This window comes from Inquilinus ginsengisoli, from assembly GCF_031453975.1.
Taxonomy (GTDB): Bacteria; Pseudomonadota; Alphaproteobacteria; order DSM-16000; family Inquilinaceae; genus Inquilinus; species Inquilinus ginsengisoli_A.
Genome location: NZ_JAVDPW010000005.1, coordinates 21,001 through 47,916 on the forward strand (window position 1 = coordinate 21,001; position 26,916 = coordinate 47,916).

General features: G+C 69.5%; 28 protein-coding genes. 11 read left to right on the forward strand and 17 right to left on the reverse strand.

The genetic code is table 11. The features are described 5' to 3' along the window. Positions 1 to 46 precede the first annotated feature (46 nt). On the forward strand, positions 47 to 1,495 hold the full coding sequence (locus tag E9232_RS14570) for a catalase (protein ID WP_309794878.1): 1,449 nt from the start codon (positions 47 to 49) through the stop codon (positions 1,493 to 1,495). Positions 1,496 to 1,604: 109 nt separating this feature from the next. On the opposite strand, the gene E9232_RS14575 is transcribed toward E9232_RS14570, so the two are convergent. Then, positions 1,605 to 2,072, reverse strand: coding sequence for a GNAT family N-acetyltransferase (locus E9232_RS14575; RefSeq protein WP_309794879.1), 468 nt, complete (start codon positions 2,070 to 2,072; stop codon positions 1,605 to 1,607). 144 nt (positions 2,073 to 2,216) lie between these two features. Here E9232_RS14575 and E9232_RS14580 point away from each other — a divergent pair, with 144 nt between their 5' ends. Next, on the forward strand, positions 2,217 to 3,629 hold the full coding sequence (locus tag E9232_RS14580; RefSeq protein ID WP_309794880.1) for an MFS transporter: 1,413 nt from the start codon (positions 2,217 to 2,219) through the stop codon (positions 3,627 to 3,629). 15 nt (positions 3,630 to 3,644) lie between these two features. Here the strand turns inward: E9232_RS14580 and E9232_RS14585 are convergent, their stop codons facing one another. Next, positions 3,645 to 4,187, reverse strand: coding sequence for a histidine phosphatase family protein (locus E9232_RS14585; RefSeq protein ID WP_309794881.1), 543 nt, complete (start codon positions 4,185 to 4,187; stop codon positions 3,645 to 3,647). Between the two features lie 164 nt (positions 4,188 to 4,351). Between E9232_RS14585 and E9232_RS14590 the strand changes: the two genes are divergently transcribed. The 3 genes from E9232_RS14590 to E9232_RS14600 all read left to right on the forward strand — a co-directional run bounded on the left by E9232_RS14590 (position 4,352) and on the right by E9232_RS14600 (position 7,168). Continuing rightward, entirely contained in the window at positions 4,352 to 4,783 is a 432-nt protein-coding gene (locus E9232_RS14590; RefSeq protein WP_309794882.1) for a hypothetical protein, read from the forward strand. An 83-nt stretch (positions 4,784 to 4,866) separates the two neighbouring features. Next, the gene (locus E9232_RS14595) at positions 4,867 to 6,246 is read left to right on the forward strand and encodes an MFS transporter (RefSeq protein WP_309794883.1); all 1,380 of its coding nucleotides are present in this window, start codon (positions 4,867 to 4,869) and stop codon (positions 6,244 to 6,246) included. A gap of 85 nt (positions 6,247 to 6,331) precedes the next feature. Then, entirely contained in the window at positions 6,332 to 7,168 is an 837-nt protein-coding gene (locus E9232_RS14600; RefSeq protein WP_309794884.1) for an FkbM family methyltransferase, read from the forward strand. Positions 7,169 to 7,183: 15 nt separating this feature from the next. Here E9232_RS14600 and msrQ read toward each other — a convergent pair whose 3' ends face one another. From msrQ to carB, 10 genes are all read right to left on the reverse strand, one after another. After that, positions 7,184 to 8,038, reverse strand: coding sequence for a protein-methionine-sulfoxide reductase heme-binding subunit MsrQ (msrQ, locus tag E9232_RS14605; RefSeq protein ID WP_309794885.1), 855 nt, complete (start codon positions 8,036 to 8,038; stop codon positions 7,184 to 7,186). A 245-nt stretch (positions 8,039 to 8,283) separates the two neighbouring features. Continuing rightward, positions 8,284 to 9,321 (reverse strand): endonuclease/exonuclease/phosphatase family protein, encoded by a 1,038-nt coding sequence (locus tag E9232_RS14610; RefSeq protein WP_309794886.1) that lies wholly within the window; start codon positions 9,319 to 9,321, stop codon positions 8,284 to 8,286. 8 nt (positions 9,322 to 9,329) lie between these two features. Further along, positions 9,330 to 10,247 carry a sugar phosphate isomerase/epimerase family protein gene (locus E9232_RS14615; protein WP_309794887.1) on the reverse strand — a complete coding sequence of 306 codons (918 nt, stop codon included), beginning with the start codon at positions 10,245 to 10,247 and terminating at the stop codon, positions 9,330 to 9,332. Between the two features lie 13 nt (positions 10,248 to 10,260). Beyond that, positions 10,261 to 11,379, reverse strand: a complete 1,119-nt coding sequence (ugpC, locus tag E9232_RS14620; protein ID WP_309794888.1) for a sn-glycerol-3-phosphate ABC transporter ATP-binding protein UgpC — start codon at positions 11,377 to 11,379, stop codon at positions 10,261 to 10,263. An 11-nt stretch (positions 11,380 to 11,390) separates the two neighbouring features. Next, positions 11,391 to 12,308 (reverse strand): ABC transporter permease subunit, encoded by a 918-nt coding sequence (locus E9232_RS14625; protein WP_309794889.1) that lies wholly within the window; start codon positions 12,306 to 12,308, stop codon positions 11,391 to 11,393. Positions 12,309 to 12,319: 11 nt separating this feature from the next. After that, entirely contained in the window at positions 12,320 to 13,204 is an 885-nt protein-coding gene (locus E9232_RS14630) for a carbohydrate ABC transporter permease (protein WP_309794890.1), read from the reverse strand. A 159-nt stretch (positions 13,205 to 13,363) separates the two neighbouring features. Then, positions 13,364 to 14,716, reverse strand: coding sequence for an extracellular solute-binding protein (locus tag E9232_RS14635; RefSeq protein WP_309794891.1), 1,353 nt, complete (start codon positions 14,714 to 14,716; stop codon positions 13,364 to 13,366). Between the two features lie 194 nt (positions 14,717 to 14,910). Beyond that, the gene (locus E9232_RS14640; RefSeq protein WP_309794892.1) at positions 14,911 to 15,336 is read right to left on the reverse strand and encodes a DUF3592 domain-containing protein; all 426 of its coding nucleotides are present in this window, start codon (positions 15,334 to 15,336) and stop codon (positions 14,911 to 14,913) included. Positions 15,337 to 15,519: 183 nt separating this feature from the next. Then, complete coding sequence (greA, locus tag E9232_RS14645; RefSeq protein WP_309794893.1) at positions 15,520 to 15,993, reverse strand: transcription elongation factor GreA; 474 nt, start codon at positions 15,991 to 15,993, stop codon at positions 15,520 to 15,522. A gap of 89 nt (positions 15,994 to 16,082) precedes the next feature. Then, on the reverse strand, positions 16,083 to 19,334 hold the full coding sequence (carB, locus tag E9232_RS14650) for a carbamoyl-phosphate synthase large subunit (protein WP_309794894.1): 3,252 nt from the start codon (positions 19,332 to 19,334) through the stop codon (positions 16,083 to 16,085). Between the two features lie 200 nt (positions 19,335 to 19,534). Here carB and E9232_RS14655 point away from each other — a divergent pair, with 200 nt between their 5' ends. The 3 genes from E9232_RS14655 to E9232_RS14665 all read left to right on the forward strand — a co-directional run bounded on the left by E9232_RS14655 (position 19,535) and on the right by E9232_RS14665 (position 22,555). Further along, on the forward strand, positions 19,535 to 20,923 hold the full coding sequence (locus E9232_RS14655) for an adenylate/guanylate cyclase domain-containing protein (RefSeq protein WP_309794895.1): 1,389 nt from the start codon (positions 19,535 to 19,537) through the stop codon (positions 20,921 to 20,923). A gap of 25 nt (positions 20,924 to 20,948) precedes the next feature. Beyond that, positions 20,949 to 21,824, forward strand: coding sequence for an aldo/keto reductase (locus E9232_RS14660; RefSeq protein ID WP_309794896.1), 876 nt, complete (start codon positions 20,949 to 20,951; stop codon positions 21,822 to 21,824). A 404-nt stretch (positions 21,825 to 22,228) separates the two neighbouring features. Next, entirely contained in the window at positions 22,229 to 22,555 is a 327-nt protein-coding gene (locus E9232_RS14665; protein ID WP_309794897.1) for a hypothetical protein, read from the forward strand. Between the two features lie 61 nt (positions 22,556 to 22,616). Here the strand turns inward: E9232_RS14665 and E9232_RS14670 are convergent, their stop codons facing one another. Together E9232_RS14670 and E9232_RS14675 are read right to left on the reverse strand one after the other, a co-directional pair. After that, on the reverse strand, positions 22,617 to 22,805 hold the full coding sequence (locus tag E9232_RS14670) for a hypothetical protein (RefSeq protein WP_309794898.1): 189 nt from the start codon (positions 22,803 to 22,805) through the stop codon (positions 22,617 to 22,619). After that, positions 22,802 to 23,113, reverse strand: a complete 312-nt coding sequence (locus E9232_RS14675; RefSeq protein WP_309794899.1) for a plasmid stabilization protein — start codon at positions 23,111 to 23,113, stop codon at positions 22,802 to 22,804. Before E9232_RS14675 ends, E9232_RS14670 begins: the two co-directional genes overlap by 4 nt. A 230-nt stretch (positions 23,114 to 23,343) precedes the next feature. On the opposite strand from E9232_RS14675, the gene E9232_RS14680 reads away from it, so the two are divergent. Then, on the forward strand, positions 23,344 to 23,655 hold the full coding sequence (locus E9232_RS14680; RefSeq protein WP_309794900.1) for a hypothetical protein: 312 nt from the start codon (positions 23,344 to 23,346) through the stop codon (positions 23,653 to 23,655). 112 nt (positions 23,656 to 23,767) lie between these two features. Beyond that, positions 23,768 to 24,154, forward strand: coding sequence for a PRC-barrel domain-containing protein (locus tag E9232_RS14685; protein ID WP_309794901.1), 387 nt, complete (start codon positions 23,768 to 23,770; stop codon positions 24,152 to 24,154). Between the two features lie 72 nt (positions 24,155 to 24,226). On the opposite strand, the gene E9232_RS14690 is transcribed toward E9232_RS14685, so the two are convergent. The 3 genes from E9232_RS14690 to carA all read right to left on the reverse strand — a co-directional run bounded on the left by E9232_RS14690 (position 24,227) and on the right by carA (position 26,219). Continuing rightward, positions 24,227 to 24,370, reverse strand: a complete 144-nt coding sequence (locus tag E9232_RS14690) for a hypothetical protein (RefSeq protein ID WP_309794902.1) — start codon at positions 24,368 to 24,370, stop codon at positions 24,227 to 24,229. A 93-nt stretch (positions 24,371 to 24,463) separates the two neighbouring features. Further along, the gene (locus tag E9232_RS14695; protein WP_309794903.1) at positions 24,464 to 25,054 is read right to left on the reverse strand and encodes a GNAT family N-acetyltransferase; all 591 of its coding nucleotides are present in this window, start codon (positions 25,052 to 25,054) and stop codon (positions 24,464 to 24,466) included. 4 nt (positions 25,055 to 25,058) lie between these two features. Beyond that, entirely contained in the window at positions 25,059 to 26,219 is a 1,161-nt protein-coding gene (gene carA, locus E9232_RS14700; RefSeq protein ID WP_309794904.1) for a glutamine-hydrolyzing carbamoyl-phosphate synthase small subunit, read from the reverse strand. Positions 26,220 to 26,375: 156 nt separating this feature from the next. Between carA and E9232_RS14705 the strand changes: the two genes are divergently transcribed. Next, on the forward strand, positions 26,376 to 26,831 hold the full coding sequence (locus tag E9232_RS14705; protein WP_309794905.1) for a GatB/YqeY domain-containing protein: 456 nt from the start codon (positions 26,376 to 26,378) through the stop codon (positions 26,829 to 26,831). The last annotated feature ends 85 nt before the right edge of the window (positions 26,832 to 26,916 follow it).

A 26,916-nucleotide genomic window follows, 5' to 3' on the forward strand; every position in this document is an offset into this window, starting at 1 on the left:
CGACTATCCCTTCATGGCGGACATGCCGCCCGAACAGGAGCTCTTGATGACGACCCTCACCACCGCCTTCGGCGCCCCGGTCTCCGACAACCAGAATTCGCTGACGGCGGGGCCGCGCGGCCCGGTGCTGATCCAGGACTTCCACCTGATCGAGAAGCTCGCCCATTTCAACCGCGAGCGGATTCCGGAGCGGGTGGTGCATGCGAAGGGCGCCGGCGCCTACGGCACCTTCCGGGTCACTGCCGACGTCTCGCGCTGGACGTCGGCGAAGTTCCTGGCGCAAATCGGCAAGGAGACCGAGGTCTTCCTGCGCTTCTCGACCGTCGGCGGCGAGAAGGGGTCGGCCGACGCCGAGCGCGACCCGCGCGGCTTCGCGCTCAAACTCTACACCGAGGACGGCAACTACGACATCGTCGGCAACAACACTCCGATCTTCTTCATCCGCGACCCGCTGAAGTTCCCGGACTTCATCCACACCCAGAAGCGCAACCCCGCGACCAACCTCAAGGACGCGACGATGGTGTGGGACTTCGCCTCGCTGTCGCCGGAGGTGCTGCACCAGTTCACCATCCTGTTCAGCGACCGCGGCACGCCGCGCAGCTATCGCCACATGGACGGCTTCTCCAGCCACACCTTCAGCTGGATCAATGCGGGCGGTGAGCGAGTGTGGGTCAAGTACCACTTCAAGACCCGCCAGGGGATCGAGAACTTCACCGCCGACCAGGCGGCGAAGATGACCGGTATCGACCCCGACCACGCCACCCGCGACCTGTTCGCCTCGATCGAGGATGGCGATTTCCCGGCCTGGACGGTCTCGGTCCAGATCATGACCGAGGCGGAGGCCGAAGCCTTCCCGATCGATCCGTTCGACCTGACCAAGGTGTGGCCGCATGCCGGCCACCCGCTGATCGAGATCGGCGAGCTGGTGCTGAACCGCAACCCGCAGAATTACTTCGCCGAGGTCGAGCAGTCGGCCTTCAGCCCGGCCAATGTGGTGCCCGGCATCTCCTTCAGCCCGGACAAGATGCTGCAGGGGCGGCTGTTCGCCTATGGCGACGCGCATCGCTACCGCCTGGGCGGCAACCACGCCCTGCTGCCGGTGAACCGGCCGCACGCCACCACCGCCCAGAACTACCAGCGTGACGGCCAGATGCGGACCGACGACAACGGCAAGGGCGCGGTGCATTACGAGCCGAACAGCTTCGGCGGGCCGAAGCAGGACCCGGCGGCGGCCGAGCCGGCGCTGCCGCTGCGCGGCGCCGCCGACCGCTACGACCACCGCGTCGGCAATGACGATTACAGCCAGGCCGGGGACCTGTTCCGGCTGATGGATGACGGCGCCCGCACCCGGCTACTCGACAACATCGCCGGGTCGATGCGGACAGTGCCCGAGGCGATCCAGCGCCGCCAGATCGCGCATTTCGCCAAGGCCGATCCGGCCTATGGCGCTGGCGTGGCCGAGCGGCTGGGCCTGACGGTCGCGGCCGCGGCCTGATCCGACAGGACGGCGGCCGTTGCTCTGTGGGGCCGCCTGGACTGGCCCGTCATCCCGGGGAGTGGCAGCGATGCCGGCCCCGGGGTGACGGGTTTTTTCTTTGGGGGAATCAGGCGGGCGGCAGCAGCGTCTTCTCCATGAACACGCTGAGCGGGTCGGGGCCGTAGGCGCCGAACGGGCCGGTCTCGCGATAGCCGAAGCGGCGATACAGGCCGATCGCCTCGACCGACCGGATCCCGGTCTCCAGCCGCATCAGGCGGATGCCGTGGCCGATCGCATCCGCCTCGATCGCCTGCAGCAGCGCCCGTCCCAGGCCGGTGCCGCGCGCGCCGGCGATGACGAAGATCCGCTTCAGCTCGGCCGTGCCGTCACCGCCCGGCGCGTAGCCGCCGCAGCCCACCGCGCGGCCGGCGTCGCGGGCGACAAGGAAGCGGACCTCCAGCGCCAGCAGGGCGGCGATGCCGGGCCCCGGGCGGCTGTCTTCCGGGTAGCGGCCGGCCGAGCGTAGGTCGGCCTGCGCCAGCAGGTCCCGGATCTCGGCCTGGTCCGGGCTCTCCCGGCCGATGGTCGGTGTCATTCCTGATCTCCTTGGTTGGTTCGTCCGTGTGGCAAGCCGTCGCGGCGGCCCGGTCAACGCAGTCATGCAGGCCCAGGCGATCCGAGGCCGGCGCTGCCGTGGTATGTCCGACGAAATTCAAAGTCCCGTAGCCGAAGGTGGCAGATGCCCTTCGACGCTTCCCCGAAGCCCGTCGCGCCGGTCCGGCGCGGCGCCCTTCTCACTGCGCTCAGCCTGGGCCTGGTGGTGGTGCTGCTCGACGTCAGCATCGTCAATGTCGCGCTCGACCAGATCCGCGGCCTGATGGACGACGGCGTCGCCGGGCTGCAATGGGTGGTCAACGGCTACACCCTGGCCTTTGCCGGGCTGCTGCTGACCGGCGGCGCGCTGGGCGACCGCTTCGGCGCCCGGCGGCTCTATCTCGTCGGATTCGCCCTGTTCACTTTGGCGTCGCTGGGCTGCGGCCTGGCCCCGTCCGGCCCGGTGCTGATCGCGGCGCGGGTGGCGCAGGGGCTGGGGGCGGCGCTGCTGGTGCCCTGTTCGCTGACCCTGCTGACCCATGCCTATCACGATCCGCATGAGCGCGCGCGGGCGATCGGCATCTGGGGCGCGGTCGGCAGCATGGCGATGGTGGCCGGGCCGGTGGTCGGCGGGCTGCTGATCGCGCTGTTCGGCTGGCGCAGCATCTTCCTGGTCAACCTGCCGATCGGCCTGGTCGGGCTGTGGCTGACGCAGCGCTTCACCGTCGAGACCGAAGGCCGGCACAGCCGCGCCCTCGATCTTCCGGGCCAGATCCTGGCCATCGTCGGGCTGGTGGCGCTGACCGGCGCGATCATCGAAGGCGAACCGATGGGCTGGGCCAGCCCGGTCGTGCTGGGCGGGTTCGCCCTGTTCCTCACGGCCGGCGCCGCCTTCCTGTGGGTCGAGGCGCGCAGCCCGGCGCCGATGCTGCCGCTCGGCCTGTTCCGCCAGTCGACCTTCTCGGCCGCGTCCTTCATCGGCTTCCAGGTCAACATCGCCTTCTACGGCTCGCTGTTCCTGCTCAGCCTGTATTTCCAGGGGCCGCTCGGGATGTCGCCCCTGGTCACCGGCCTCGCCTTCGTGCCGATGACCGGGCTGACCGGGCTGATCAACATCGTCGCCGGGCGGATCGCGGCGCGCTGGGGCTCCCGGCTGCCGATCGTGACCGGCCTGGGCATCGGCACGGCCGGCTTCGCCGCCCTGGCGGTCGTGCTGACGCCGGCCTCGACCTATGGCGGCATCTGGTGGCCGCTGTTGGTCATCGGCTTCGGCATGGCGCTGGTGATACCGCCCCTGATCGCGGCAATGCTGGCGACGGTCGAACGCACCCGCGCCGGCGTCGCCTCCGGCGTGCTCAACGCGGTGCGCCAGACCGGCGGCGCGGTCGGCGTCGCCATGCTCGGGGCGATCAGCGGCGGCGGCGATTCCACCGCCGGCATGCGCGCGGCCATGCTGCTTTGCGCCGGCCTGCTGGCCCTTGCCATGATCGTCGGGCTGCTCGGCATCCGGCCGCCGCCCGGACCGCTGGCCGGGGGAGGACCGGAAGCCCTCCACTGACTGGTGCGGGCGGCGTCAGCCCTCGTCGCTCCACCATCGCTGGACCTGGCCGGCGGGGTCGATCCGGTACACATCCGGGTTGGTCAGCCCGGCCCAGGTGTCGAAGCCGCTGCGGCCGTCGAAGCTGTGCAGGATCAGCGCCAGCAGATTGCCATGGGTGACGACCGCCACCGGCCCGCCGGCATCGGCGGCCGCGGCATCGACGGCGGCGCGCCCTCGCGCCATCGCCTCGGCGCCGGATTCGCCGCCGGGCCAGCGCAGGCCGGGATCGGCGAAGGACTGGCGCAGGCGATCCCGCCAGTCCTCGGCGGGGTCGGCGGCCAGCACCCGCTCCGCCAATCGCTCGTCGATCCCGAGCGGCAGCCCGAGCCGCGCCGCCAGAGGAGCGGCGCTGTCGCGTGCACGGAGGAAGGGGCTGGAGACCACTCGTGCGATCGGCGTTGCGGCCAGACGGTCGCGCAGCCGCAGGGCCTGGGCGTGCCCTTCCTCGGTCAGCGGCGCCGCCGGCTCCTGCCCGGCCGCCCGGCAATGCCGGATCAGATAGATCCCGGATGTCATGGTCGCCGCTCCTCCCGCCTCCCATCCAGTGTAGCCCGCACCGCGCCCGCCACGGCGCCGCCATCTCTTCGCCGCAGGGCCGTGTTTCTCTCCATCCCTGCGCCCGGGCCGGGATCGTAATGGCCGCCGGATCGTTTCCGTCAGGGGCCGCTTCGGAGAGCCCTATGGTCAAGAGCAAGCCGCCGCTTCTCCGCGTGATCCAGGGCGGCCGGCAGGACGGTGACGCGGCGGCGGTCGACGCGCTGCTCGAGGCGCGGATCGAGACCCTGAAGCGGCGCCGGCCCGACCTGGCGGAGATCGACCTGACCAATGCCGACACGCTGGCCCCCGACGCCGTCCGCATGCTGTTCGCTCAGGTCCCCGGGGTGCCGGAGGCGGTGCAATGGCCGGTGGCGCTGGTCGAGGGAGAACGCAGCGCCGCCCTTGCCCTGCTGCGGGAGCGGATCGCGCGGCTGCAGCGGCAGCAGCCGGAGCAGGAGATCGACCCGGCCCGGCTCGACATCCTGCCGCGGGAGTTGCGCGACACCCTGCTGGCGCCACCGCTGGTGCAGACCGAGGATGGCTCGTTCCTGCTGTGGGATGACCCGTCTGCGTGACAGCGATGCGCCGATGGCCGGTCCCTGGCCGTCGTGACTCGTGCTAGGAACAAAGACCGAACGAATTCGAACGAGTCAACCGCATGCCCTTCGATGCATGTCCGGACCCTGGCACGCCGGCCCGGCGCGCCGCCCGGCTGACGGCCCTCAGCCTCGGCATCGTGGTGGTCCAGCTCGACGTCACCATCGTCAATGTCGCGCTCGACCAGATCCACGCGCTGATGCCGGGCGGCGTGGCCGGGCTGCAATGGGTGGTGAACGGTTACACCCTGGCCTTCGCCAGCCTGCTGCTGACCGGCGGCGCGCTGGGCGATCGCTTCGGCGCTCGGCGGCTGTACCTCGCCGGCTTCGCCCTGTTCACCCTGGCCTCCGCCGCCTGCGGCCTGGCGCCGTCCGGCACGGTGCTGATCGCGGCCCGGGTGGGGCAGGGGCTGGGCGCGGCGCTGCTGATGCCCTGTTCGCTGGCGCTCGTGGCCCATGCCTATCACGACGCCGGCGAACGCATGCGGGCGATCGGCATCTGGGCCGGCGCCGGCGGCATGGCGATGGTGGCCGGGCCGGTGGTCGGCGGCGCGCTGGTGGCGCTGTTCGGCTGGCGCAGCATCTTCCTGGTCAACCTGCCGATCGGCGCGATCGGGATCTGGCTGACCCTGCGCTTCACCGTCGAGACCGAGGGCCGGCACAGCCGCGCCCTCGACATCCCCGGCCAGGTCCTGGCGGTGGTCGCGCTGGTGGCGCTGACCGGGTCGATCATCGAGGGCGCGCCGCTGGGCTGGACCCATCCGGCGGTGCTGGGCGGCCTGGCCCTGTTCCTGGTGGCCGGCGCCGGCTTCCTGGCGGTCGAGGCCCGAAGCCGGGTGCCGATGATGCCGCTCGGCCTTTTCCGCCACCCGGTGTTCTCGACCGTGTCGCTGATCGGCTTCCTGATGAATGCCGGCTTCTACGGCTCGACCTTCCTGCTCAGCCTCTACTTCCAGGGGCCGCTCGGCCTGTCGCCCTTCGTCACTGGCCTGGCCTTCGTGCCGATGACCGGGCTGATCGCGCTGATCAACGTCGTGGCCGGGCGGATCGCGGCGCAACGGGGCGCGCGGCTGCCGATGGTGTCGGGGCTGTGCCTGACCGTGGCCGGCTTCGGCGCGCTGGCCCTGGTGATGGGCCCGGCGACGGATTACGGCGCGATCTGGTGGACGCTGCTGATGATCGGCTGCGGCACGGCGCTGACGGTGCCGCCGATGACCGCGGCGCTGCTGGCCACGGTCGACCGCGCCCGCGCCGGCATCGCGTCGGGCGTGCTCAACGCGGTGCGCCAGACCGGTGGGGCCATCGGCGTCGCCGTGCTGGGCGCCATCGGCGGCGGCGGCGCCTCGATCGAAGGCATGCGGCTGGCGATGCTGCTCAGCGGCGGCGCGCTGCTGCTGGGCCTGGTCGCCGCGATCGTCTGGATCAGGCAGCCCGGCCAGTGATCGGCCGCGCCGGAGACCGCCGTCTCGGGCACCGGGTGCGACGCATCGCATCGGAACGATCGCCGGGGCCACCCGTTGGCCCCCCATGTCTCAGGAATCCAAGCCCGGCTCGGGCCACGCGCCATTCGGCGCCTTCGCTCCCTCCCTTCCCCTTCGCCTGATCGGTGCGGCCACGCGCGCGCTGCCGGAAAGCGAGTTCTGCCGCCGGGTCGCGGTGACGCTCCGGCCGCTCGGCATGATGGGCGGCGGCGCCATCGTCGACACCGAGATCCTCGGGTCCCGCATGCGGATCGACCTGTCGGACAATGTCTGCGAGAAGCGCGCGCTGTTCACGCCGCAATTCTTCGACACGGCCGAATTGCGGGCGCTGGCGGATGCCGCGACCGAGGATTTCGCCTTCGTCGACCTCGGGGCGAATGTCGGCCTCTACTCGCTGGCCGTCGCCAGGGCCGTGGGGCCGTCGGCCCGCATCCTGGCGGTCGAGCCGCAGCCCGACATCTTTCGCAGATTGTCGTTCAATCTCCACGTCAACGGCCTGACCGAAGTCCAGGCGGTGCGATGCGCGGTGTCCGACCACGGCGAGGAGACCGTGATGTTCGTGGATCGGGACAACAAGGGCGCCAGCAGCATCGTCGACTCCGGCGTCGATCGTCGCCCCAGGGTGGTCGTGCCCTGCAGGACGTTGGACACGCTGCTGGACGACGCCGGGATCCACCGGCCGGACGCCATCAAACTCGACATCGAAGGCGCTGAAGGCCGCGTTCTGACCCAGTTCTTCGGCGCCGCGGACGAGGACAGGTGGCCGCGGATGCTGATCGTCGAGACGCACCGCAACAAGACCTGCATCAAGCTGTGCCTGGCGCGTGGTTATCGCCTTGCGCAGAAGACCCGGAGGAACACGATTCTCCGGCTGCCGCGATAGCCGACCTCGGTCCGGCTACGCCACGGCGCGGCGGCGGGCCGGGGACTTCTGCAGCCGGCGCAGCCCCGCCAGCAGGGTCACGGCCAGGCCGGCGCCCAGCACGATCCAGGCCGGGCGCGGGCCGAAGCCGAACATCAGGTTGGCGCGCAGCACCCGCATCGGGTCGATGCCGGTGAACAGCCCGTACATCGCCGCCTCGCCGCCGGCCACCACCAGGGCGGTGACCACCGACAGCAGCATCAGCGACCACAGCGGCAGCGCATCGCCGCGGCCGAAGCGGCTGTCCAGCACCCGCCAGGCCAGCAGCCAGATGGTAAAGCCGGCCAGCATGGTCGGGATGGCGACATCGATCTTGGACTGCATCACCCCGTGGACCAGCCCCAGCACCACGATCGGGTAGATCAGCCGGTGCAGCCGCTGCCAGTTGCGGCCGCCCAGGCGCTTGATCATGGCGTCGGTCGAGGTGGCCAGCAGCGGCATCAGGCACAACAGCGCCACGAAGCCGATGGTGAGGTAGAGGCGCTTGACGATTTCCGACGCCACGAAGCCCAGGTCGAAATGCTGGGTGACGATGTAGCCGGTGAGATGGATCAGGACATAGGTCGCGGCAGCGACGCCGATCATGCGCCGCACCTGGATCAGCTGCGGCCAGCGCAGCACCCGCTTCAGCGGCGTCACCGCCAGGCCGATGACCAGCAGGTACAGCGTCCACAGCCCGATATTGCGCAGGAAGGTCTGCACCGGGTCGGCGCCTAGGTCACCAGCTAGCAGCCGCCCGCCATACCACAGGCCAGGCAGGAACAGCAGGGCGAAGACCACGGTCTTCAGCCAGGAGAAGCGGCCGCCGCGATCATGGAAAGGCCAACGCATCGGGTCCTCGGTGGGCTCGGTCGGGTCACGGCCACGCGGACAGAGATGCGCGGTCACTCCCTTATTCGCAAGCGCTGGCCGGGATGTTTCATGACATCGGGGTCATGTGAGCAGGGCTTCCCCCTTCCTGTCATTGCCGGGCTTGACCCGGCAATCCAGGGGCCACCAAGAGCCGCTCTGGCCGCCCCTGGATCCTCGGGTCAAGCCCGAGGATGACAGTTTGAAGGCGAGGATGCGGAACGGGATCAGGCGTCGGTGCTCGCTGCCTGCAGCCGTCCGATCACCGTTCCACCGACCACCACCGTCGCCGCCACGACCTCGTGGTCGGAGATGGCTTGCCCCTCCGCGTCCACCGCCGCGATGGTCTCCGGCGCCTCGGCCTCGGCATTCCGGGTGAACAGCCAGTCCAGCTTGGCGAAGGGCGGCACGGGGGTGCCGTCCGGGCGGGTGCGCTGGGTCGGGCCGGGCGCGTTGCAGCGGCGCCAGTCGAAGCCGGCGTCGCGCAGCACCGCGAACAGCGGCTCGGCCCCAGTGGCGTCGAGCGGGCCCGGCGCTTCCGTCGTGTTGAAGTCACCGCCCAGCACCACCCCGGCGCCGGCCGGGACCAGCCGGTCGATCGCCGCCACCAGCCGCTCGGCCTGGCGGCCGCGGTCGGCGGCGTCGCTGTGGCTTTCGAGATGGGCGGCCACCAGCCAGAGCGGCCGCGGCGAATCCAGCCGGGCGGCCAGCGCCATGCGGCCGCCCAGCCGGCGCTGGCTGCCGGTCCGTCCCGCGAACCAGGTGCCGCCGGCGTCCAGCGGGATGATCACCGGGTCGACCAGCCGGTGGCGGCTGAGGATGGCGTTGCCGTGCAGCCCGATGCGGTTGTCCTCGTCGGCATGCCATTCGCATTCGCGGGAATCGCCGAGGCCGAGCTCGACGAACTCCACGCCATAGGCCCAGCCCATGCCCAGCGCCTCGGCCAGGTCGCGCACCGTGTGCCGGTTGCCCGACCGGGCCATGCCGATGTCGGCCTCGGTCAGCAGCACCACATCGGCGCCGCGCAGCAGGGCGGCGGAGGGGGCGGCGTATTTCAGCCGCTCGGCGTTCCAGGCCGCCACGCGCAGCCGGCCGGGCAGGGGGGCGCTCTCATCCGGTCCCGGGCGGTGCTCCACGGCCGTCAGCGCCGGCACCTGGGCGGCGAAACGGTCATGCCAATCGTCCGGCGCCAGGGCGGCGTCGGCCAGCAGGATCGGGTCCGGGGCCGGCAGCACGCCGGCCCGCCTGGTGATGAGGTCCCGCATGATCCGGATCAGGCCGCCAGCGCCCGCTGGTTGCACAGCGCGGCGAGGCGCCGGGCGCGGGCCAGGCTCTCGGCCAGCTCGCCCTCGTAGCGGTCGGCGTTGAGCTCCAGGATCATGGTGGTGCCGGGCTGGAAGCGCAGCTCGGCGAAGATCTCCTCCCAGGGGATGTCGCCCCAGCCCAGCGGCAGGTGCAGGTCGCCGATGCCCAGCGCCACCGCCTCGGACGGCTCGTAGAACTTCGTCATGCTGTACGGCCGGCCGAAGCTGTCATGGACGTGCAGGTGGCCGGTGGCCGAGGCCATGCTGCGGATCTGGCTGCGCCAGTCCAGGCCGCGGCGAGTGCATTCGATATAGGCGTGGCTGAAATCGATCAGGGTGCACAGGTTGGGGTGGTCGACGGCGCGCACCGTCTCCGCCACCTCGGCCGGGGTCTGGCGGTATTCGTGGTCGCCCATGGCGAAGATGTTCTCGAAGGCCAGGCGCACGCCATAGCCGCGGGCGGTGTCGGCCAGCTCGGCCAGGGCCTGGCGCTCCAGGTCGTCCAGCCGGTCGCGGCCGGCCTGGTCGGCCATCGGCGCCTGGCCGGCATGGTGCACCAGCACGGTGGCGCCGACCTGGTCGCACAGCTCCAGCATCGACCGCACCACCGCCTTCTGCAGGTCGAGATGCCGCTCGTCCATGAAGTTGGAGACGATCTGGCCATGCACGGTGTAGCGCAGGTCGTGGCGGCGGCAGATCTGCTCCAGCCGGTGCACCCGGTCGGGCAGCAGCCGGCCGCCGGCGATCAGGTCCTCGCCGTAGAGCGACAGCTCGGCCGCGTCGGCGCCGATCTCGTTCAGCTTGCCCAGGGCGGCGTCCAGCCGCGACAGGTCGCCCTTGCCGCTGACACCGGTGGAGAAGCCGATGGCGGTGATGATGTCGGTCATGGTGATCTCTCGCTCAGGCGGCGGTGGCGATGGCGGCGCGGCGGTCGGCCGACGGCTCGGCGTCGAGGCGCAGGCCGCTGGTCAGGTCAAAGAAGTGCAGTTGCGATGCCGGCAGGCGCAGGCCCACCGGCTGGCCCGGCGTATACTCCGCCTCGGCCCCGGTGGCGACGGCGAAGGACAGCCCGTCGATATCGGTGTGGACGACACGGCCGGCGCCCAGCTCCTCGATGAAATCGACGGTGGCGACCAGCGCCTCGGGCACGTCGACCGGCACCAGCTCCACCGCCTCGGGCCGGATGCCCAGCGCGGCCGATCGTTCGACGAAATCGCGCCCGGCAGCCGGGTCGATCGCGATATCCTTGTTGCCGTCGAAGCGGAACAGGCCGGGTTCGACGATACGGCCCTCGATGAAGTTCATCGCCGGCGATCCGATGAAGCTGCCGACGAAGCGGGTGCGCGGGCGGTTGTAGATCTCGGCGGGGCGGCCGATCTGCTCGACCACGCCCTTGTTCATCACGATCAGCATGTCGGCCAGCGTCATCGCCTCGACCTGGTCGTGGGTGACGAACACCGAGGTGGCGCCCAGGCGGCGGTGCAGGCGGCGGATCTCGACCCGCATCTGTACCCGCAGCTTGGCATCCAGGTTGGACAGCGGCTCGTCGAACAGGAACACCTCCGGCTCGCGCACGATGGCGCGGCCCATGGCGACGCGTTGGCGCTGGCCGCCGGACAGGTGGGCCGGCTTGCGGTCGAGGAAGTCCTCCAGCCCCACCAGCTTCGCCACCTCGCGCACCTTGGCCAGGCGTTCGGCCTTCGGCACCCCGGCCACCTTCAGCGCATAGCCCATGTTCTGGGCCACGGTCATGTGCGGGTACAGGGCGTAGTTCTGGAACACCATGGCGCAGCCGCGCTCGCGCGGCTCCAGCTGGTTCACCACCCGGCCGCCGATGGCGATCTCGCCGGACGAGATCTCCTCCAGCCCGGCGATCATGCGCAAGAGGGTGGACTTGCCGCAGCCGGAAGGCCCGAGGATCACGGCGAAGGTGCCGGAGGGCAGGTCCAGGTCGACGCCATGCACCACCGGGGTCTTGCCGTAGCTCTTGCGGACGTCGCGGATGGCGATGTGGGCCATGGCAGGTCTCCTCACTTCTCGGTGGCGATCAGGCCGCGCACGAACCAGCGCTGCATCAGCGCGACCACCAGCAGCGGTGGCGCCATGACGATCAGGGTGCCGGCCATCACCACATGCCATTCCGGCAGCCCGCCGGTGACCGGGGGGATCAGGCGCTTCAGCTCGACCGCCGCGGTGCCGAAGGCCGGGTCGGTGGTGACCAGCAGCGGCCACAGGTACTGGTTCCAGCTGTAGACGAACAGGATCGCGGCCAGCGCCAGCATGTTGGTGCGCGACAGCGGCATCAGGATCTCGGCGAAGAACCGCATGGCCCCGGCGCCGTCCATCTTCGACGCTTCCAGCAGCTCGTCCGGCACGGTCAGGAAGAACTGGCGGTACAGGAAGGTGCCGGTGGCCGTCGCCACCAGCGGCAGGATCAGGCCGGGGTAGGAGTTCAGCAGGTTCCACTCCAGGCTGACCTGGATGCCGGTGACCCAGGCGATCAGGGTCGACAGGCCGGTGGCGTCGAGGATGCTCTGGAACGGCGCCAGCACGTTGGCGGCCACCGCATAGGTCGGCACGATGCGGACCTCCAGCGGCAGCATCAGGGTGGTGAAGATCAGCCAGAAGGCCAGCATCCGGGCGCGGTAGCGGAAGAACACGATGGAGAAGGCGGTCAGCGCCGCCAGGGCGATCTTGCCGGCGGTGACGCCCACCGAGACGATCAGGCTGTTCAGCAGCGACCGGCCGAAATCGCCGCGGCCCCAGGCCTCGGCCAGGTTGTCGAGCAGATGGGTGCCGGGGATCAGGCTCATCGGCACCTGGTTCACGCCCCGCAGGTCCTTGGTCGCGGCCACCACGACGATGACGAAGGGCAGCAGCACCAGCAGCAGGCCGGCGATCAGGATCAGGTGGGTGACCGCGTTCAGGATGGGGGTGCGTTCGATCATCGCCGCCTCCGTCAGCCGTAATGCACGCGCCGTTCGACCCAGCGGAACTGGACGAAGGTCAGGCCCATGACCAGCAGCATCAGCACGATGCTCTGGGCGGCGGCGCCGGAGTAGTCGAGGCCTTTGAAGCCGTCGAAATAGATCTTGTAGACCATGACCTCGGTGCCCTTAGCCGGGCCGCCCTGGGTCATGATGTCGACGATGCCGAAGCTGTCGGTGAAGCTGCCGGTGAGGTTGATCACCATCAGGAAGAACAGGGTCGGGGCGATCAGCGGCAGCTGGATATCGACCATCCGGCGCAGGGCGCCCGACCCGTCCATGGCGCTGGCCTCGATCAGGCTCTTGGGGATCGACTGCAGCCCGGCCAGGAAGAAGATGAAGTTGTAGCCGATCCAGATCCAGGCATGGCACAGAACCACCATGACCAGGGCCTGGGGACCGTTCAGCAGCGGGTCCCACAGCCCGGGCCACAGCGCGTTCAGCGCGCCGATCATCCCGCTGTCGGGCGAGAAGATGAAGCGGAAGGCGACGGCGGCGGCCGGGGCCGCGATGGCATAGGGCCACACGAAGATCGAGCGGTAGGCGCGGAAGCCGCGCAGCTGGCGGTCGACGAACAGCGCCAGCACCAGGGCGCCGCCCATGGCGATGCCGGTGGCCAGCACGGCGTAGGCGAAGCTGACGCCGATCGAGTTCCAATAGGCGCCGTCGCTGAAGATGGCCTCGAAATTCCCCAGCCCGACCCACTGGTTGCCGCCGCCCCAGGGCTGCTCCAGCGTGAAGGCCCAGTACAGCGCCTGGGCGGTGGGCCAGTAGAAGAACAGGAACACCAGCAGCAGCTGCGGCGCGATCAGCAGCCAGGCCAGGCCCCGATTCCTGAAGAAGGCACGTTTTTCCATCGGATCCGATCTGGAGGCTTGGCAGCGGGGCATTCGCCCTGGCTGTCATCCCCGCGGAAGCGAGGATCTCTTCGGCGACTATCGGGAAGAGAACCCGGGTCTGCGGTGCAGCACTGCCGTGCCGCACCGCGCCCGGGATGACGACCCGGAGAATGGGCCTTAGAGCAGCTGCTTGCCGTTGTAGGTCTTCTCGAAGCGGCGCAGCACCGCGTTGCCGCGCTCCACCGCCTGGTCGAGGCCTTCCTGGACCGAGACCTTGCCGGCGATGATCGCCTGCAGCGCGTCCTGCACCTCCTTGCGGACCTGCACGTAGCCGCCGAGGCGGATGCCACGCGAGACCGGGGTGGTCGGGGTGAAGGTCAAGCTTTCGATCGCCACTTCGCGGCCCTTGTAGGGCGCCTTGTCGTAGAAGCCGGCCGCCTTCATCGCCTGGAAGCCGGAATTGGTCACCGGGATGTAGCCGGTGACGGTCGACCACCACTCCACCGAGGAGGGCTGGGCGAGGAAGTTCAGGAACGCCGCGGCGCCCTTGTATTCACCCTCGGACTTGCCGGCGAGGACCCACAGCGAGGCGCCGCCGACCAGGGAGTTCTTGCGCTCGGTGCCGGCCCAGACCGGCAGCTTGGCCACGTCCCAATGCATGTCGGGCTTGGCCAGCTTGCCGATGGTGCCGTGGTCGCCGACCGAGGTCTGGATCATCTGGCAGGCGCCCGAGGAGAAGCTGTCGACGACGTCCTGGGTGTCCTGCACGCCGCCCTTGGCCTTCAGGACGAAGATGCCTTCGTCGTACATCTTCTTGATGAAGGTGACCTGGTCGACGAACTTGGTCTTGTTGAACACCAGCTCGGCGTCCAGCCCGTCATAGCCGTTGTTCTTGCTGGCGATCGGCTGGTTGTGGATGGCCGAGAACTGTTCGAGGTTGGTCCAGGGGTCGAAGTTGAAGGCGAAGGGGCAGTCGTAGCCGGCGGCCTTCAGCTGGCGCGACGCCTGCTCGACGTCCTCCCAGGTCTCTGGCGCCTTGTCGCGGCCGATCTTGGCGAAGGCGTCCTTGTTCCAGTAGAACAGCGCCGTCGAGGAGTTGAAGGGGAACGACATCAGCTCGCCCTTCGACGTCGCATAATAGTTCGCGATGCCGCCGAAATAGTCGTCCCACTTGATGTCGTAGCCGTTGTCGGCCATCAGCTTGCGGGCCGGGACGAAGGCGCCTGACAGCATCAGGTCCAGCGTGCCGGCGTCGAACACCTGCACCACGGTCGGCTGCTTCTGGGCGCGGTAGGCGGCGATGGCGTTCTGCACCGTGTTCGGGTAGCCGCCCTGGCCGACGCAGACCGCCTGGTAGTCGGGCTGGCTGTCGTTGAAGCGCTTGCAGGTCTCCTGCACCCGCTGCTCCAGGTCGCCGGTCAGCCCGTACCAGAATTCGAATTTGGTGCGCTCGGCCTGGGCCGGCTGCGCAAACACCGCGGCGGCAGCCAGCGCGAACGCGGCCGCCGACAGCTTGGTCACGACGGTCATCCTGATCTCCCCTGTGGTCGCCGTGCATGTCCGCGACGATGGCGACGGGGCGATCCCTACGCGGGGATGATGACGGTTCGATTTAACATCGGTATCGCCTGGATGACATCTGGCAGCCGGGTGGGCGCAGACAAATTCTGCTGTCCGAGCAAGGGATTAGACAATGGGCCGATAGGTCGGTGCCGGTCGTGGTCCTAGCGTTGCGCCGGGCGGCCGCGGCCGATCAGGATGTTTCCCACCAGCGACAGCACGGCGCCCATCACCAAGAAGACGCCGAAGATGATTGCGAACAGGCCGGGCAGGAACCAGCGGCCGGCGAAGCCGTCGACCGCCGCGTCGCTGGGGTCGGCAGGGTCGTAGGCCACCGCCAGATGGTCGCCGCGGGCGAAGCTGGTGCTCCTCACCGGGCTGCGGAACTGCGCTGTGGTGCCCTGGCTGGTGGTGAATTCCACCTCCGGCCCGTTGTCGAAGCCGATGATGACGCCGTCGGCCTGCGCCTGCCGGTTGCTGCGCAGCTCCAGCAGGCCCAGCACGCCGGCCCCGATCAGCCCGAGCAGCCCCAGCCCCAGGAACACCAGGCCGACGATCGGCAAAGCCCGCACCCCGGTCACCCGCGCCATGGCCATGGCCCTCCCCCCGACCGGGCCAGCGGCTGCCAGCAACGCCGAGGCCCCACCTGCCAGGATCGGGATCGCGGGGCCGGATGACAATCCCCTAAGATCCGGGAGGTCGGCAGGCGTCCGGAACGCAAACGGCCCTGCCAGGGACAGGGCCGTTTGTGGCGTCCGGTCGGACCGATGTGGTCAGACGAACTGGACGGTGACGATCTCGTAGCTCTTGGAGCCGCCGGGGGTGGTGACCTCGACCTGGTCGCCCTCGGACTTGCCGATCAGCGACCGCGCCAGGGGGGCCGTGATCGAAAGCCGGCCTTCCTTGATGTCGGACTCGTCCTGTCCGACGATCTGGTAGGTGATCTCTTCCTCGGTGTCCTCGTCGGCCAGGGTCACGGTGGCGCCGAACTTGACGGTGTCGCCGGACAGCTTGGACGTGTCGATGATCTCGGCCCGGCTGATCCGGTCCTCGAGTTCCATCACCCGGCCTTCGATGAAGCTCTGGCGCTCCCGCGCCGCGTGGTATTCCGCGTTCTCGGACAGGTCACCATGCTCGCGCGCCTCGGCGATCGCCTTGATCACCTCGGGTCGTGCCACGCTCTTCAGATGCTTCAATTCTTCCTGCAGGCGGTTGAACCCCCCCGCGGTCATCGGCACCTTTTCCATCGTGCTCCAGTCCCAAAAAGCCAATAAACATTACAGCCGGCGTCACGGACGCCGGTCCATCAGACCTGCTCGTATCCCTGCCCCCGGTGCTACCGCGCCGAACCTAGGTAGGATTGCAGCGGGGCGACTTCAAGCGCCCCGGCCTTCAGCGCGGCGATCGCCTCCACAGTCGCGCGCGCCCCGGCCACGGTCGTCGAGTAGGGAATGTTATTGACCAGCGCGGCGCGGCGCAAGCCGAAGCTGTCCCGCACGGTCTGGGCGCCGTCGGTGGTGTTGAACACCAGCTGCACCTCGCCGTTCAGGATGGCGTCGACGATGTGCGGCTGGCCCTCCATCACCTTGTTGATGCGCCGGACCTTGAGGCCGCCCTGCTCCAGCGCCGTGGCGGTGCCGCTCGACGCCAGGATCTCGAAGCCCAGCTCGGCGATGCGCCGGGCGATGGCGACGATCGCCGCCTTGTCGCGGTCTTTGACCGAGATGAAGACGGTGCCGGCCAGCGGCACCTTCTGGTTGGCGCCCAGCTGGCTCTTGGCGAAGGCGCGGCCGAAGTCGCGGTCCAGGCCCATGACCTCACCGGTCGACTTCATCTCCGGCCCCAGGATCACGTCGACGCCGGGGAAGCGGTTGAACGGGAACACCGCTTCCTTCACCGCGGTGTAGGGCGGGTTCGGGCCGCGCAGGGTGAAGTCGGCCAGCTTCTCGCCGGCCATCACCCGGGCCGCGATCTTGGCGATCGGCGTGCCGGTCGCCTTGGCCACGAAGGGCACGGTGCGGCTGGCGCGCGGGTTGACCTCGATGACGTAGACCTCGTTGTCCTTGACCGCGAACTGGGTGTTCATCAGGCCGATGACGCCGAGCGCGTCGGCCAGCACCTTGGTCTGGCGCTCGATCTCGCGCACCACGAAGGCGGGCAGGGAATAGGGCGGCAGGGCGCAGGCGCTGTCGCCGGAATGGATCCCGGCCTCCTCGATATGCTCCATGATGCCGGCGACATAGACCTGGGTGCCGTCGCGCACCGCGTCGACATCGACCTCGATCGCATCCTGCAGGTAGCGGTCGACCAGCACCGGGTTGCGGCCGGAGACCTTGACCGCGGTGGTGATGTAGCGGCGGAAGCCCTGCAGGTCGTGGACGATCTCCATGCCCCGGCCGCCCAGCACGTAGGACGGGCGCATCAGGCAGGGGAAGCCGATCTCCTGGGCGATCGCCTCGGCCTCCTCGACCGACCGGGCGATGCCGCTCTGCGGCTGGCGCAGGCCCAGCTGGTCCAGCAGGTCGCGGAAGCGCTCGCGGTCTTCGGCCAGGTCGATCGCATCCTTCGGCGTGCCCAGGATCGGGATGCCGGCGGCGGTCAGGTCATGCGCCAGCTTCAGCGGCGTCTGGCCGCCGAACTGGACGATCACGCCCTTGACCGTGCCGCGGCGCTGCTCGACCCGGATCAGCTCGATCACGTCCTCGGCGGTCAGCGGCTCGAAATACAGCCGGTCCGAGGTGTCGTAGTCGGTCGACACCGTCTCCGGGTTGCAGTTGACCATGATGGTCTCGTAGCCGGCCTCCTTCAGCGCATAGGCGGCGTGGACGCAGCAATAGTCGAACTCGATGCCCTGGCCGATCCGGTTCGGACCGCCGCCGAGGATGACGATCTTCTCGCGGCCGGTCGGGTCGGATTCGCATTCGCCGGCGTCGAAGCCGGCCTCATGGGTCGAATACATGTAGGGGGTGGCCGACGCGAACTCGCCGGCGCAGGTGTCGATCCGCTTGTAGACCGGCACCACGCCCAGGCCGCGGCGGGCGGCGCTGGCCTCCGCCTCGCTGACATCCGCCAGCTTGGCCAGCCGGGCGTCGGAGAAGCCCTGCCGCTTCAACCGGGCGAAGCCCTGGGCGTCCTCGGGCAGGCCATAGCGCCGGACCTCCTCTTCCGCCGCGACGATCTTCTCGATCTCGCGCAGGAACCAGGGGTCGAACTTGCAGGCGGCGCGGATCTCCTCGACTCCGAGGCCGAGGCGCATGGCCTGGGCGATCACCAGCAGCCGGTCATGGGTCGGGCGCGACAGGGCGGCGCGCACCACCTGCAGGTCCGGCGCGTCCATGGTGACGCCGGGGATCTCGATCTCGTCCAGCCCGGTCAGCCCGGTCTCCATCGACCGCAGCGCCTTCTGCAGCGCCTCGGCGAAGTTGCGGCCGATCGACATCGCCTCGCCCACCGACTTCATGCTGGTGGTCAGGGTCGGCTCGGCGCCCGGGAACTTCTCGAAGGTGAAGCGCGGCATCTTGACGACGACATAGTCGATCGTCGGTTCGAAGCTGGCCGGCGTCACCTGGGTGATGTCGTTGACCAGCTCGTCCAGGGTGTAGCCGACCGCCAGCTTGGCCGCGACCTTGGCGATCGGGAAGCCGGTCGCCTTCGACGCCAGGGCCGAGGACCGGCTGACCCGCGGGTTCATCTCGATCACGACCATGCGGCCGGTCTCGGGGTCGACCGCGAACTGCACGTTCGACCCGCCGGTGTCGACGCCGATCGCGCGCAGCACCGCGATCGAGGCGTCGCGCATCAGCTGGTATTCCTTGTCCGACAGGGTCAGCGCCGGCGCGACGGTGACGCTGTCGCCGGTGTGGATGCCCATCGGATCGATGTTCTCGATCGAGCAGATGATGATGCAGTTGTCCGCGCGGTCGCGGACCACCTCCATCTCATACTCCTTCCAACCCAGGACCGATTCCTCGATCAGCACCTCGCGGGTCGGGCTGGCGGCGAGGCCGGAGCGCACGATCTCCTCGAACTCGACCCGGTTGTAGGCGATGCCGCCGCCGGTGCCGCCCAGGGTGAAGGACGGGCGGATGATCGCCGGCAGCCCGACCTCGGGCAGCGCGTCGATCGCCTCGGACAGCGAATGGACCACCACGCTCTTCGGCGATTCCAGGCCGATCGCCTCCATGGTCTCGCGGAACTTGGCGCGGTCCTCGGCCTTCTCGATGCTGTCGCGCTTGGCCCCGATCAGCTCGATCCCCAGCCGCTCCAGCGTGCCGTCATCGGCCAGCGCCATGGCGGTGTTCAGCGCGGTCTGCCCGCCCATGGTCGGCAGCAGCGCGTCCGGCCGCTCGGCCTCGAGGATGCGGGTGACGAATTCCGGGGTGATCGGCTCGATATAGGTCGCGTCCGCCAGCTCCGGATCGGTCATGATCGTCGCCGGGTTGGAATTGACCAGGATGACGCGGTAGCCTTCCTGCTTCAGCGCCTTGCAGGCCTGGGCCCCGGAATAGTCGAATTCGCAGGCCTGGCCGATGACGATCGGTCCGGCGCCGATGATGCAGATCGAGCGGATGTCGGTGCGCTTGGGCATGGGGGCGGCCTGCAAGGTACGGAGGGGCACGCTCCAGAAGGAGCGCGCTCTTATAAGGAAGGATCGCGCCCGGGGAAAGCCCTGGGGGTGGTGGGGTGGCGCAGGGCAGGGGCGACCGCACGTCATCTACCACGATCCGCCCCCCTGGCGAAGCCGGGTCGCCGGGACCATTTCCACCGGGACTCAGTGGGAGGGCAGGCATGGCAGTACCGGCGCAGGCGGCGCTCGGCGGCATCAAGGGGGCCATCGAGCGGGAAGAGCGGGCAGGCCTGTCCTACGTCTTCTACGGCCGCGTGCTGGTCCTGGCGCTGCTGGCGATCTACACCGTGCTGTCGGTGCCCGCCACCCGGTCCGTGGTCTATCTCGGGGTCATGGCCGTCTTCCTGGTGCTGGGCCTGATCCCCTATCTGCTGCAGCGCCGCCGCCGCATCGGCGTGATGGGCGTCGGCGCCTTCCTGGTGGCCGACGCGCTGCTGCTGACCGTGCTGATGGTGGCGCCGAACCCGCTGTTCGGTGCCGACCTGCCGGTGCAGTTCACCCAGCGGCTGCCCAATTTCCTGTTCCTGCTGCTGTTCCTGTGCGGCGTGGCGCTGAGCTATTCGCCGAAGCTGGTGCTGCTGGTGGGCGCCGGGCTGGCGGGGGCCTGGTCGCTCGGCTTCCTGTGGCTGGCGACGCGGTCCGACACCATCCTGTTTCGCGCCTCCGACGTGGTCGACATGAGCGTGCGAACCGATGTGGAGCGCGCCACCCGGTCGCTCGACCCGCATGCGGTCAATGTGACGCTGTGGATGATCCAGACCGTCATCCTGGTGCTGGTCACGCTGGTGCTGGCGCTGTCGGTGTGGCGGTCGCGGCGGCTGGTCGGGCGGGTGGCGCGGACCGAGGCGGCGAAGATGGCGCTGTCGCGCTACTTCTCGCCCAATCTGGTCAGCCGGCTCGCCAGCTCCGCCACCCCGATCGGCGAGATCCAGCGCCAGCCGGCGGTGATCCTGTTCGTCGACATCGTCGGCTTCTCCGGCCAGGCCGAGGGCCTGGCGCCGGAGCGGGTGGTGGCGCTGCTGCGCAGCTTCCACCGCCGCATGGCCGAGCAGGTCTTCGCCCATGACGGCACCATCGACAAATATATCGGCGACTGCGTCATGGCGACCTTCGGCACGCCGCAATCGGGGCCGCGCGACGCCTCCAACGCGCTGCGCTGCGCCCGGGCGATGTGCGCCGACCTGGTGCGGTGGAACGCCAAGCGGGCCGCGCGGGGCGCCCAGCCGATGGCGGTCGGCATCGGCCTGCATTACGGCCCGGTGGTGATGGGCAATATCGGCGACGAGCGCCGGCTGGAATTCGGCGTGGTCGGCGACACCGTCAACGTCGCCAGCCGGCTGGAGCGGCTGAGCCGCCGCCTCGAGACCCAGGTCGTGGCCAGCGACGCCGCCGTGATCCAGGCCGGCCGCGAGGGCTGCCCGCGCGAGGTGCTGGGGGCTTTCGATCCCGCCGGGCGGACCGAGATCCGCGGCCGGCAGGAATCGCTGGCGATCTGGACCCTGGCGCCGGCCGGCGCGGCGCGCCAGGATCAGGTCGCGGTGGCGGAGTGAGGCGGCCGGCGGGGGAGCAGCAGAGATGAGCAGCATCGACGGGTCCGGCCTGCGCCGCCGGCCGGCGGGAGAGACCACCGTGGCCCTGCCGTCGGGCGCCGCCATGCCGATCCTGGGGCAGGGCAGCTGGGGCATGGGCGAGGACCGGCGCGAGGCCGACGAGGAGGCGGCGGCGCTGGCTGCCGGACTCGATCTCGGCCTCAGCCTGATCGACACCGCCGAGATGTATGGCGAGGGCGGCGCCGAGCAGGTGGTGGGCGCGGCGATCCGCGGCCGGCGCGACGGGGTGTTCCTGGTCAGCAAGGTCTATCCCCACAATGCCGGCCGTGCCGCCGCGGTCGCCGCCTGCGAGCGCAGTCTGCGCCGGCTCGGCACCGACCGGATCGACCTCTACCTCCTCCACTGGCAGGGTTCGGCGCCCTATGCCGAGACCATCGAGGCGTTCGAGCAGCTGCGGGCCGCCGGCAAGGTGGTGGATTGGGGCGTCAGCAATTTCGACCTCGACGACCTCGAGGATTGGGGCCGCGAGGATGAGGGCCGCACCGCGACCGACCAGGTCTGCTACAGCCTGGGCGCGCGCGGCATCGAATGGGATCTCCTGCCCTGGTGCCAGGACCGCGGCCTGCCGGTGATGGCCTATTCGCCACTCGGCCAGGGCCGGCTGCTCGACGACCCCGGTCTCGGTGGCGTCGCCCGAAGGCACGGGGTGGCGCCGGCGACGGTGGCGCTGGCTTGGCTGCTGACCCGGCAGGGCGTGGTGGCGATCCCGAAATCGAGCCGGATCGACCGGCTGCGCGAGCATCGCCAGGCGCTCGACCTCGTGCTCGACGAGGCCGACCTCGCGGCCCTCGACCGCGCCTTCCCGCCGCCGCGGCGCAAGCTCCCCCTCGCCATTCTCTGAAGCCTGGGCCGACCGATCCTCGGGCCGACCGGCCTCGCAACGGCTGACGGCCGGCTGCATGGGTTTGTGTCGGATGTCATGGCAGCGGCCGTGAATCGACGGATTTTGCGGCTGCGCTGAAGGGATCTTTCCAGGAAAATGGGCTCTGGGCCAATGAGTTCCGGCGTTATACCTAGCTTTTGTAGTGAATATAGATTTTGTCAGCTTTGTGGTAATTTCAAGTCAAGAACCGGATCGAACGAAGGTTCCCTTGAATACTGACTGAACTCTTGGATGATTTTTCAGATTCTCTTTGTCCTCGCGACGGAATGGCGTCGGTGCTTCGTGTGGGTTGCAGGTCCGCATGACACCAACAGGTCTGGCCGGACGCTTATGAAAGAGGATCGATCGCCATGTTGTCCCGTATGAAGCGCGTTCTTGTCGCCGCTTCGGCGGCTTTGCTTCTCGCCGGTGCTTCCGGCGCTGCTTTCGCCCAGGATCGGGCGCCCGCGCCGGTGACGCCGCTGGTCTGGCACGGCCAGGGCACCACGACTCTCGATACCAAGGTGGATTGGCGCCGGGATCGCGATCGCCGCGACTGGGGTCACGACCGCCGGGGCTGGCGCGGCGACCACCACGACAATTGGCGGCGCAACCAGTGGCGCGATCATCGCGACTGGCGCCGCGACCGCCATGACTGGCGCCGTGACCGCTACTGGCGCAACCACCATCGCGGATGGGGCTGGTACTGACCGTCTGATGCCAGTCTGACCTGAAGGGGCCGGCGCATGGCGCCGGCCCTCCTCTCCCGGTTCACATCCGCATCGGCTCCGGCAGGGGCGGCGGTTCGGCCGGGCCGCTCGGCGGCACTTCCGGTGGCGGTTGCCCCGGACCGTCGGGCGGGGTGTCCGGCCTCGGGTTTGGCATCGGCGGCTTGGTCGGATCATCCGGCGGTGGCTTGGGGACACTCATCACCGCGTCGTCCTCGGGCATGATGTTCATGTCGCGTGATGCTCCTGACGCTTGCGGGTCGCTGCGGCCTTCTTGGCCGAGGCGCTGCGTGCCGCCGCCGGGCGCGCGGCAGCCGCCTTGCCGCCGGCCTTGCCACCTTTCTTCGCCGCGGCGTTGGTGTCGGGCTTGCCGCGGCCGGAGCCGCTCTTGTTGCCGCCACCGCTGTCCTTGTTGACCGTCGCCCAGGCCCGGCGCTCGGCCTCCGTCTCGGAAACGCCGCGGGCCTCGTAGCCCTCCTCGATGTGTTCGGCCTTGCGCTTCTGCTTGTCGGTGTAGGCCGATTTGTCACCCTTCGGCATGGCTTGCCTCCTGTGCGGGGTTGCCGTCCGTCCGGCGGATCCGGAATGGCGGCCTCATCCCATCAATCGGACCGGCCTCGGGCTGGTTCCGGGAACGGGGCGGCGAAGCAGGCCGTTTCCCATGCAGCGCCTCCGACCCCGGGGTGCGCTTGCCCGACCGGTCACCTCGCCCCTCTGTGATCGGATCGGTGTCCAGAGGGCGCCTCACGCGACCTCGAAAGGAATGAATCTTGAACAGCCTTCTGAAAGCGGCGCGCATCGCCGCCACCCTCTCCGCCGTCCTGATGTCGTCCGGCATCGCCGCGCTGGCGGCAGCACCGGCACAGGCCGCCCCGTCGGCACCCCAGATCGACCGTCCCGCCTCCGTCCTGCTGGTCGACAGCAGGGACCACAGGCGTCCGTTCGTGGCTGGCCGCTACAACAACCATCGCCAGGACCAGCATCGCTGGCGGAACCACGACAACCACAACCGCAACTGGGGGCGCCACGACCGGCACCACAACAACACCAACAATTGGCGCCGCACCCAGCATTGGCATTGAGGTTGCGGCCTGACTCGCCTCCCGATCCTATCTCTGTTGCGACCGGTTCCGCGGAACCGGTCGCCGGGCGGGGCCGTTGCTTTCATGAGACCCACCATCATGGAGAGCAACCATGCAGACCCAGACGGCGCGTGATCTCAGCAGCCGCGAAACCGAACGGCTGATCGCCAGCGACAAGGTCGAAAGCACCCCGGTGCGGCGACCGAACGGCGACAAGATCGGCACCATCCAGCGGGTGATGATCGACAAGCGGACCGGCCGGGTCGGCTATGCCGTGATGACCTTCGGCGGCTTCCTCGGCATCGGCAGCGACCACTACGCGTTGCCCTGGTCGATGCTGACCTACAATGAGGGCCTCGACGCCTACGAGCTCGACATCAGCGAGGACCAGTTGCGCGGCGCCCCGGCCCATGCCGTCCGCGACCGCTTCGACTGGGACGACCGGCAATGGGCGCAGCAGGTGCACGACTACTACCGCGTGCCGCCTTACTGGATGTGAGTGCGCTGCAGGTCAGAGAATCGGGGCGGCCTTCGGGCCGCCCTCTTTCGTGGCCGGGATCGGGATGGCCGATCAGACCACCCACCAGATCAGGACGATGGCGAACACGACGGCGGCGGCCGTCAGCGACAGGCCGAGCACGCGGCGCATATGGCCGCTGGTCTCGCCCTGGCGGGCCTCGGTGGTGTTGATCGTCGGCGGGTGGTCGTCCGGCACTGTCGCCTCCTCGCTGCGATGGTCGATCGGCGTATTGCGATCGGCTCTCGTGAAGGCAACGGCAGGCGGAAGCGCACGGTTCCGCGACGGGCGCTATCCGGCGGGCGGCGGGTCGACCGGATGTGGCGTGGTCAGGGCGGTCAGCACATGGTCGCGCCAGGCGCCGCCGATGAACAGGTAGTCCTTGGCGTAGCCCTCGCGGACGAAGCCCAGCCGCGCCAGCAGGGCGGCGCTGCGGGTGTTCTCCGGCAGGTGGTTGGCCATCAGCCGGTGCAGGCCCAGGGGCCCGAAGGCATAGGGGATTGCCAGGCCCAGCGCCTCGCGCATCAGCCCCTGGCCCTGCTGCGCGGCGGCGAGGTGATAGCCCAGCGTCGCCGCCTGGAACGGGCCGCGCATCAGCATGTTCAGGTTCAGCTGCCCGACGACCCCGGCCTGGGGCTGGCCGGGCAGGCGCAGTACCATACGCACCGCCCGGTCGTCCAGGAACAGGTCCGCCGTCTCCTCGCCCCAGCGGCGCCAATGGGCCTCGCTGCGCCAGGCGGCGCTGCGCGGCGGCATCCAGGGGCCGAGATGGTCCCACTCCCGGTCGTGGAAGGCGGCCAGCGCCGCGGCCTCGCCCGGCCCCGACAGGGTCAGCGTGACCCGGGGGCCGGTCAGGCGCGGCGGCTCCCGGTGTCGCTGCACGGGTTCAGCGCTTCTGCGCGTCGATCAGGTCGACGAAGCGCTGGAACAGGTAATGGCTGTCCTGCGGCCCGGGGCTGGCTTCGGGGTGGTACTGCACCGAGAACACCGGCCGGTCCTTCAGCCGCAGCCCTTCGTTCGAGCCGTCGAACAGGCTGACATGGGTGACCTCGACCGTGTTCGGCAGGCTTTCCGGCACCACCTGGAAGCCGTGGTTCTGGCTGGTGATCTCGACCTTGCCGGTGGTCAGGTCCTTGACCGGGTGGTTGGCGCCGCGATGGCCGCGCGCCATCTTCTCGGTGCGCCCGCCCAGCGCCAGGGCCAGCATCTGGTGGCCGAGGCAGATGCCGAAGATCGGCAGCCCGTTGTCCAGCAGCGCCTTGATCGTCGGCACGGCGTAGGTGCCGGTCGCCGCCGGGTCGCCGGGGCCGTTGGCCAGGAACACGCCGTCCGGCGCGTGGCCCAGCACGTCCTCGGCGGTCGCCGTCGCCGGCAGCACCGTGACCTCGCAGCCGGCCGAAGCCAGGCAGCGCAGGATGTTGCGCTTGGCGCCGAAATCGATCGCCACCACCTTGCGCTTCGGGTTCTCCAGCTTGCCGTAGCCGGTGGCCAGCGCCCAGCGCGTCTCGTCCCAGCGATAGGTCTGGGTGCAGGACACGTCCTTGGCCAGGTCCATACCCTCCAGCCCGGGCCACGCCTTGGCCTCGGCCAGCGCCGCCGGGATGTCGAACTTGCCGTCGGGGGCGTGGATCACCACGCCGGTCGGGGCGCCGGCGTCGCGGATCCGCCGGGTCAGCGCCCGGGTGTCGACCCCAGCGATGCCGATCAGGCCGAAGGATTGCAGCCAGTCGTCGAAGTCGCGGGTGGCGCGCCAGTTCGACGGCTCGGTGATGTCGTCGCGCAGCACCAGGCCGCGCGCCGCCGAGGTCCCGGTCTCGATGTCCTCGGGATTGGCGCCGACATTGCCGATGTGCGGGAAGGTGAAGGTGACGATCTGCCCGGCATAGGACGGATCGGTCATGATCTCCTGGTAACCGGTCATCGAGGTGTTGAAGCAGACCTCGCCGATGGCGCGGCCGGTCGCCCCGATGCCTCGGCCCCAAAGCACCGTGCCATCGGCGAGCACGAGCGCCGCAGTGGCGCCGGGAGGCGGAGCGGTGTGGGTCATGGCAACCTCGGGGGCATGAATTTCCAGGCATAAAGCACGGACGTTGACAAGATTCCAGCCCCTCTTGCCCGCGCTGGAGGAATGGCGGCCCCCTCCTCTTGCCTATCTCGGCGGGATGGCCGACATTCGCGCCGCTTCTGCCAGGAGGATCCGATCATGCTGCGCACCCAGTTCACCGACACGCTCAAGACGGCGATGAAGGCCCGGGACGAGCGCACGCTCTCGACCGTGCGGATGATCATCGCCGCCCTGAAGACCAAGGACATCGACGCCCGCGGCAAGGGCAACATGGACGGCATCCCGGACGAGGAGATCCTGTCGCTGCTGCAGACCATGGTGAAGCAGCGGCGCGAGAGCATCGCCCTCTACCAGCAGGGCAACCGCCAGGACCTGGTGGACAAGGAGCAGGGCGAGATCGCGCTGATCGAGCGCTTCCTGCCGCAGGCGATGGGCGAAGCGGAGACGGTGGCGGCGATCGGCGCCGTGATCACCGAGCTCGGCGCCGCCGGCATGAAGGACATGGGCCGGGTGATGGCCGAGCTGAAGACACGCTACGCCGGCCAGATGGATTTTTCCAAGGTGTCGGCGGCGGTGAAGGCGCAATTGTCTTAACGGGCGGGCGACCTGCCTCATCCCATCCCCTGTCATGCCCGGGCTTGACCCGGCATCCAGAAAATGCCGACAGCCCCTGGATTGC